Genomic DNA, 6,992 nt, shown 5'->3' on the forward strand with positions numbered 1-6,992 from the left:
GAGCTGGGCCACGTGACCCAGCTCGGCCTGCAAGGCAGAGCGAAGCGACTGGGGGGCCGTTCTCACCGGTAGACAGGGAAGTCGTGCGTCAGGGCTGCGACCTTCGCACGCACGGCGGCGATGTTGGCTTCGTCGTACGGCTTGTCCAGCACATCGGCGATCAGGTTGGCCGTGGCTCGGGCCTGCTCTTCCTTGAAACCGCGGGTGGTGAAGGCCGGCGAGCCCAGGCGGATGCCGCTGGTGACCATCGGCTTTTGCGGGTCGTTCGGAATGCCGTTCTTGTTGCAGGTCATGTGGGCCGCACCGAGGATGGCTTCGGCTTCCTTGCCCGTGAGATTCTTCGGGCGCAGGTCGACCAGCATCACGTGGCTTTGGGTGCCGCCGCTCACGATGCGCAGGCCGCGTTGGGTCAGCGTGTCGGCCAGCACAGCGGCGTTCTTCACCACTTGCTGCTGGTAGACCTTGAACTCGGGTGACAGCGCTTCCTTGAAGGCCACAGCCTTGGCAGCAATCACGTGCATCAGCGGGCCGCCCTGGATGCCGGGGAAGATGGCGCTGTTGATCTTCTTGGCGATGTCTTCGTTGTTCGTCAACACCACGCCGCCGCGCGGGCCGCGCAGGGTCTTGTGGGTGGTGGAGGTGACCACGTCGGCGTGGGGCACTGGGTTGGGGTACACGCCGGCGGCGATCAGGCCGGCGTAGTGCGCCATGTCGACCATGAAGTAGGCGCCGATGGCCTTGGCCACCTTGGCGAAACGCTCGAAATCGATATGCAAGCTGTAGGCTGAAGCGCCCGCGATGATCAGTTTTGGCTTGTGCTCGTGGGCCAGGCGCTCCATGGCGTCGTAGTCGATGGCTTCCTTGGCGTCGAGGCCGTAGCTCACCACCTTGAACCACTTGCCGCTCATGTTGAGCGGCATGCCGTGCGTGAGGTGGCCGCCTTCGGCCAAGCTCATGCCCATGATGGTGTCGCCAGGCTGCAGCAGGCCGAAGAACACCGACTGGTTGGCCTGTGAACCGGAGTTGGCCTGCACGTTGGCGAACTGGGAGCCGAAGAGTTGCTTCAGGCGGTCGATGGCCAGCTGCTCGGCGATGTCAACGTACTCGCAACCACCGTAGTAGCGCTTGCCGGGGTAGCCCTCGGCGTATTTGTTGGTGAGCTGCGTGCCTTGAGCGGCCATCACCGCCGGAGAGACGTAATTTTCAGAGGCGATCAGCTCGATGTGGTCTTCCTGGCGCTGGTTCTCGCGCTGGATGACAGACCAGATCTCGGGATCGACGGTGGCAATGGTGGAGTGGGCGCGGTCGAACATGTGGCAGTCCTCTTGGTCAGAAGTCCCTAGCCGAGCCGCACGGTGAGTGCGGCTGCAGGGCTGCCCAGGCGAACGGCTAAACCGACTCTGCTGATAGTCATAAACGCAGGGTGGGCCGCGCTTCCCGGTGGTTCACCACCTCAGGCGCCGTGGAAGAGTTCCAGGTGCCCCATCGCCAGTTGCGCAGCGGTGAAGAGTGTACCTGCGGCGGCAGGCCTGTGAGTATGAGAACGAAGGATCAGCGTAGCAAGGCGACCCGGTCGCTCGCCGGCTTTTCAGCCAGTGGCACAGGCTTGGCTTCGGTGTCGGGCCCGGTCAGGATGACCGGCACGGCCTCGGGCACGGACGGCGCGACGATGATCGGCGCCGTCACCGAAACCGCCTTGCCCGTGGCCACTTGACGGAGGTGCTCTTGCTCAGCCAGCACCTTGCCGGCGTAACCGCCGTCATCGGCCAGATTCGCAGCCCCCACGTAGTAGCGTAGGCCGGCTTGCAGCCCACCCGCGCGGGCGATGCATTCCTTGAGCACCTGCACGCCCACGCGCAGGTTGGTGACCGGGTCGAAGGCGGCATGGTTGCCGCCGAAGGCCTCGTACTTGTCGTCGTGAATCCGCGTCATCACCTGCATCAGCCCCTGGGCACCGACCGGGCTCTGTGCAAATGGGTTGAAGCTCGACTCGATGGCGATGATGGCGAGGATCAGGGTCGGGTCCAGCCCTGCGCGAGCGCCAACTGTCCAGGCTTCCTTGACGAGGCGGCTTACCGGCTCGGGGGCCACGTGATAGCGGCGCGACAGCCAGATCGCCACATATGCCTGCTGGCGGGTAAGGTCTTTTGGGTCGCTGGCGGTGGCGCGGATGATGGCGTCGGGCTCGGCCAAGGCGGCCAGCGCCTCGTCGGTGCCTTCGATTCGAGCTTCGTGCCGAGCTTGAAGCCAGCTCAGGGTGCGTTGCTCGGCCGCATGGCGCAGGTCGCGCTGGCCGGCTACAAACAGCAGGCCCGTCACCAGCAGCAAACCCACCAGGGCCAGGCTGTTGTGGCTGACTTCCAGCAGGCCATGGCCCACGTCACGCAAGAACACAGTGCTGGTACTCACCGCCGATTGGCGGGTGGTTTTCAGCAGCGAAACCAAATTCTGAAGCGCTGTCATGTCACTCCTTTCTTCTCTGTCCCTTCACAGCCTTCACGAAGACGCTAGGCTGGATGTGACAGTGATAATCCGCGGCAATGAGTGCCGTGGATCAGCAGCGTGGCGCCCACGGTGCTCGGATGAGAATGGGCGCGGGTTATCCCTGATCTCGATCAGGTCGGCGGATTCTGGAAGACGATTCATACACAGTCAAGCATTAAGAATCTGTTTTAAATAACCAAAAGACATGAAATATCGAGATTTGCGCGACTTCATGGATGGCCTTGAACGGTCTGGCGACCTGAAAAGAGTCTTAGAACCAGTGTCGGCGCGGCTGGAAATGACAGCGCTGAGCGACCGCGTGCTGCGAGCCGGCGGTCCGGCCCTGTGGTTTCAAAACCCCAGCGGTTACAAAATTTCAGCCTTGACTAACCTTTTTGGAACGACACGCCGCGTGGCCCTGGGCATGGGCGCTACAGAGGTAAATGAGCTGCGTGACGTGGGCCGCGTGCTGGCCAGCCTGAAGGAGCCTGAGCCGCCGAAAGGCCTCAAGGATGCAGGCAAGTTGTTACAAATGGCCAAGGCTCTGTGGGACATGAAGCCCGCTTCAGTGCGTCGCGCGGTCTGCCAGGAAGAGGTGCTGGAAGGCAGCGAGATCGATCTCGGCGATCTGCCAGTGCAAACCTGCTGGCCCGGCGACATCGCCCCCCTGATCACGTGGGGCTTGGTGATCACCCGCGGCCCGCAGGGTGGAATCAACCCACGCAAACGGCAGAACCTGGGCATCTACCGGCAGCAAGTGATCGGCCCCCGCCAGGTCATCATGCGCTGGCTCGCCCATCGCGGCGGTGCGCTCGATTTCCGCGATTTCGCGCTGGCCAACAAGGGCCAGCCCTTTCCCATCGCCGTGGCGCTCGGGGCTGACCCGGCCACCATCCTGGGCGCGGTGACGCCCGTGCCCGACACCTTGTCGGAGTACCAGTTTGCCGGGCTGTTGCGCGGCAGCCGCACCGAGGTGGTCGACACCGCAGTGGGCGACAGCGGCGTGATGCTGCAGGCGCCGGCCAGCGCCGAGATCGTGCTGGAGGGCCACATTCCCACGGTAGCTCAAGGCTTTACCGGCACCAGCGCCCACGGTGTGGCGCTGAAAGAAGTGGGCGGCTATCTATACGCACTGGAAGGCCCGTTCGGTGACCACACCGGCTATTACAACGAGCAGGATTGGTTCCCGGTGTTCGAGATCTCGCGCCTGACCCGCCGCCACGACCCGATCTACCACTCGACCTACACCGGCAAGCCACCCGATGAGCCCGCCATGCTGGGCGTGGCGCTGAACGAAGTCTTCGTGCCCATCTTGCAAAAGCAGTTTCCCGAGATCGTCGACTTCTACCTACCGCCCGAGGGCTGCAGCTACCGCATGGCGATCGTCAGCATCAAGAAGAGCTACCCGGGCCACGCCAAGCGGCTGATGTTTGGCATCTGGAGCTTCCTGCGCCAGTTCATGTACACCAAGTTCATTGTGGTGACCGACGACGACGTGGACATCCGCAACTGGCAAGACGTGATCTGGGCCATCACCACCCGCATGGACCCGGTGCGCGACACCACCCTCGTGGAGCACACGCCCATCGACTACCTCGATTTCGCCTCGCCCGTCAGCGGCCTTGGCGGCAAGATGGGTCTGGACGCCACCAACAAGTGGCCCGGCGAAACCAGCCGCGAGTGGGGGCGCACCATCCGCATGGACGCTGAGGTCGAGCAACGTGTGGCGCAGCTCTTCGATGGGTTGATGAAGGACGCTTGACGGTTCAAGACGACTGGTCATATTATCCGCGGATGCCGCGCACCGCCGACCCCACAGACATTCCTCAGCGTCTCAAATCCGCTGGAACTGATCTGTTCTTGAAGCAGGGCTACAACGCCACCGGCATCCAGCAGATCACCGACCAAGCGGGCGTGCCGAAAGGCTCGTTTTACAACCACTTCGCCAGCAAAGAAGCGTTTGCCGATGTCATCGTCGAGCGGTACTCCGACCAGATGCGCCGCTCATGGGAACGCATGATGCGCAACGCGCCGGCCGAGCCCATGGCCGCCATCCGTCACGTGTTCGCGCAAATGCTCGACCATCACGAGCGCTCGGCCGAGTGCCCCTCGGGTTGCCTGATCGGCAACTTTGCAGCCGAGATTGCGCTGTCGAGCGAAGTCTGCCGCCAAAGCTTGCTGGCTGCTCAACTGGCGTGGCGCGAGCGACTCGCCGGGCTGATCGCCGCCGGCCAGGCCGCAGGCGAAATTCGGCAAGACTTAGACCCGACCGCTCTTTCGGCGCTGACCTGGAGCGTCTGGGAGGGCGCTCTGCTGCGCATGAAGGTTGAGCGCTCTGTGCAGCCGCTGCGCGACAGCGTTGCACTGGTGCTCGACCGCATCTATTCACCCGTCTTCAACTCCTTGGCCCCTCGCAGCACATGAACACCTCCACCGATTCCTTCATTACTGACGCCTTGTTCCAGCCCATCCAACTAGGCCCACTGCAACTCGCCAACCGTATGGCCATGGCACCGCTCACGCGTCACCGCGCCGAAGAAGGCAATGTGCCGGCTGACCTGACCATCGATTACTACTGCCAGCGCGCGAGCGTGGGCCTGGTGATTGCCGAGGCCACTCAGGTGTCGGAGACGGCGCAGGGCTATAGCGCCACGCCGGGCCTGCACACGCCCGAGCAGATCGCTGGGTGGAAGAAGGTGACCGACGCCGTGCATGCCAAGGGCGGCAAGATATTCGTGCAGCTGTGGCACACCGGCCGCATGTCGCACACCCACTTTCAGCCGGGCAACCAGGCGCCGCTCGCGCCGTCGGCCCTTGCGGCCAAGGCGAGAACCTTTATCGTGGGCCAGGGCTACATTGAAACCTCCACCCCGCGTGCACTCGACACGGCCGAGATCACTGGCGTGGTGAACGACTTCCGCACCGCGGCGGCCAACGCCATTCAGGCAGGCTTCGATGGCGTGGAAATCCACGGGGCCCACGGCTACCTGGTCGACGCCTTCTTGCGCGACGGCTCCAACAAGCGCACCGACAGCTACGGCGGCAGCATCGAAAACCGTGCCCGCTTTCTCGTGGAAGTGATGACGGCCGTGATCGATGAGATCGGCGCAGAGCGCTCGGCGATCCGCCTCTCGCCGGTGTCGCCGGTCAATGATTCATCTGAGAGCAACCCTCAGCCGCTGTTTGAGCATGTGGTGCGCGAGCTGGAGAAGCTGCACCCGGTCTACATCCACATCGTCGAAGGCTTCACTGGCGGCCCGCGTGACAACGCGCCCTTCGACTACGAGGCGCTGCGCCGCCTGTACACCGGCGTCTGGATGGTCAACAACGGCTACACCAAAGAGATGGCGGTGGAGGCCATCGCCAGCGGCCGCGCCGACATGGTTTCATTCGGTCGGCCGATGATCACCACGCCCGACCTGCCGCGCCGCTTCCGCGAAAACAAGCCGCTCAACACGCCGTTTGCCGATGCGCCGCTCTACGGTGGCAGCGGCCCGCACGGCTATGTCGACTACCCCTCGCTGGCCTGACGCCATGGCACTCAAACTCGCGGACAAAATCGCGCTCGTCACCGGCGGCGCAGGCGGCATCGGCCGCGCCACGGCGCTGGCCTATGTGAGCGAAGGCGCCAAGGTGGCGGTGGTCGACCTCAACGGCGCCGCCGCCCAGGCTGTGGCCGATGAGATCAACGCGGCTGGCGGAGTGGCCATCGGTATCGCAACAGACGTGTCGCGCAGCGATCAGGTCGAAGCGATGGTCGCGCAGGTCGTGGCCCATTTCGGACGACTTGACATCGCGTTCAACAATGCCGGCATCGAGATCGAGCACGAGCCGCTGCACAAGACCACCGAAGAGATGTTCGACACCTTGATGGCCGTCAACGTGAAGGGCGTCTGGCTGTGCATGAAGCACGAGATCACCCAGATGCTCAAGCAAGGCGGTGGCGGTGCAATCGTCAACACCGCATCGGTCGGCGGCTTGGTGGGCTCTCCACGCCAGCCCATCTATGGCGCGACCAAGCACGCCGTGGTGAGCCTGACCAAGTCGGCCGGTGTGGAGTACGGGCGCAAGGGCATACGCGTGAACTCGGTGTGCCCGGGGATCATCCGCACCGAAATGACAGAGCGCGCCATTGCCCGCGAGCCCAAGCGGGTGACCTACATCGACCAGGCCCACCCTATCGGCAGGCTAGGTGAAGCCGAAGAGATCGCCCGTGCGGTGGTGTTTCTCAGCTCGGACGATGCGTCGTTCGTGCTGGGCCACCAGCTGTTCGTGGACGGCGGTTTTCTGGCCCGATGAAAGAGGCTCAATGAGGTTACGCAGAGCCATAGCGCATCTCACTTGGTATAAGCCTCGCGCGTCATCTAGCTTTGAAGAGCCTGCATGCAGGCAACCTCACCGGCGCAGTCCCTGCGCTATAGGAGCCCCGGACCTACTTCCTCTGGAGCCCCGAAATGGTGGCGTCAGCCATCCGCCCCCTCTCACCGCAAGGTCGGGAGGGGGTTTCG

At 63.7% G+C, this 6,992-nt stretch carries 6 protein-coding genes and 1 riboswitch; of the genes, 4 read left to right on the top strand and 2 right to left on the bottom strand.

Annotated features, from left to right (window positions below; all coding sequences use genetic code 11):
* Window positions 1-62: 62 nt before the first annotated feature.
* Together glyA and AC30QB_RS15380 are read right to left on the bottom strand one after the other, a co-directional pair.
* Complete coding sequence (glyA, locus tag AC30QB_RS15375; RefSeq protein WP_489547115.1) at window positions 63-1,313, bottom strand: serine hydroxymethyltransferase; 1,251 nt, start codon at window positions 1,311-1,313, stop codon at window positions 63-65.
* A gap of 55 nt (window positions 1,314-1,368) precedes the next feature.
* Window positions 1,369-1,506: riboswitch (ZMP/ZTP riboswitch) on the bottom strand.
* A 45-nt stretch (window positions 1,507-1,551) separates the two neighbouring features.
* Window positions 1,552-2,463: a lytic transglycosylase domain-containing protein gene (locus AC30QB_RS15380; RefSeq protein WP_489547116.1), complete on the bottom strand. Its 912-nt coding sequence runs from the start codon at window positions 2,461-2,463 to the stop codon at window positions 1,552-1,554.
* A gap of 226 nt (window positions 2,464-2,689) precedes the next feature.
* Here AC30QB_RS15380 and AC30QB_RS15385 point away from each other — a divergent pair, with 226 nt between their 5' ends.
* Genes AC30QB_RS15385 through AC30QB_RS15400 form a run of 4 tightly spaced genes read left to right on the top strand, consistent with a single transcriptional unit; the run spans window position 2,690 to window position 6,783 of the window.
* Entirely contained in the window at window positions 2,690-4,246 is a 1,557-nt protein-coding gene (locus tag AC30QB_RS15385) for a UbiD family decarboxylase (RefSeq protein WP_489547117.1), read from the top strand.
* Between the two features lie 32 nt (window positions 4,247-4,278).
* Window positions 4,279-4,908, top strand: coding sequence for a TetR/AcrR family transcriptional regulator (locus AC30QB_RS15390; RefSeq protein ID WP_489547118.1), 630 nt, complete (start codon window positions 4,279-4,281; stop codon window positions 4,906-4,908).
* Window positions 4,905-6,014, top strand: coding sequence for an alkene reductase (locus AC30QB_RS15395; RefSeq protein ID WP_489547119.1), 1,110 nt, complete (start codon window positions 4,905-4,907; stop codon window positions 6,012-6,014). Before AC30QB_RS15390 ends, AC30QB_RS15395 begins: the two co-directional genes overlap by 4 nt.
* 4 nt (window positions 6,015-6,018) lie before the next feature.
* Window positions 6,019-6,783, top strand: a complete 765-nt coding sequence (locus AC30QB_RS15400) for an SDR family oxidoreductase (protein ID WP_489547120.1) — start codon at window positions 6,019-6,021, stop codon at window positions 6,781-6,783.
* Window positions 6,784-6,992 lie beyond the last annotated feature (209 nt).

This window comes from Rhizobacter sp. (genome assembly GCF_046595475.1).
In the GTDB taxonomy this organism is placed as follows: Bacteria; Pseudomonadota; Gammaproteobacteria; order Burkholderiales; family Burkholderiaceae_C; genus Rhizobacter.

What these genes read in the sequence shown, in the direction of transcription:
- glyA (WP_489547115.1), bottom strand. Translation starts at nt 1,313, where the DNA reads ATGTTCGACCGCGCCCACTCCACCATTGCCACCGTCGATCCCGAGATC.
- AC30QB_RS15380 (WP_489547116.1), bottom strand. Translation starts at nt 2,463, where the DNA reads ATGACAGCGCTTCAGAATTTGGTTTCGCTGCTGAAAACCACCCGCCAA.
- AC30QB_RS15385 (WP_489547117.1), top strand. Translation starts at nt 2,690, where the DNA reads ATGAAATATCGAGATTTGCGCGACTTCATGGATGGCCTTGAACGGTCT.
- AC30QB_RS15390 (WP_489547118.1), top strand. Translation starts at nt 4,279, where the DNA reads ATGCCGCGCACCGCCGACCCCACAGACATTCCTCAGCGTCTCAAATCC.
- AC30QB_RS15395 (WP_489547119.1), top strand. Translation starts at nt 4,905, where the DNA reads ATGAACACCTCCACCGATTCCTTCATTACTGACGCCTTGTTCCAGCCC.
- AC30QB_RS15400 (WP_489547120.1), top strand. Translation starts at nt 6,019, where the DNA reads ATGGCACTCAAACTCGCGGACAAAATCGCGCTCGTCACCGGCGGCGCA.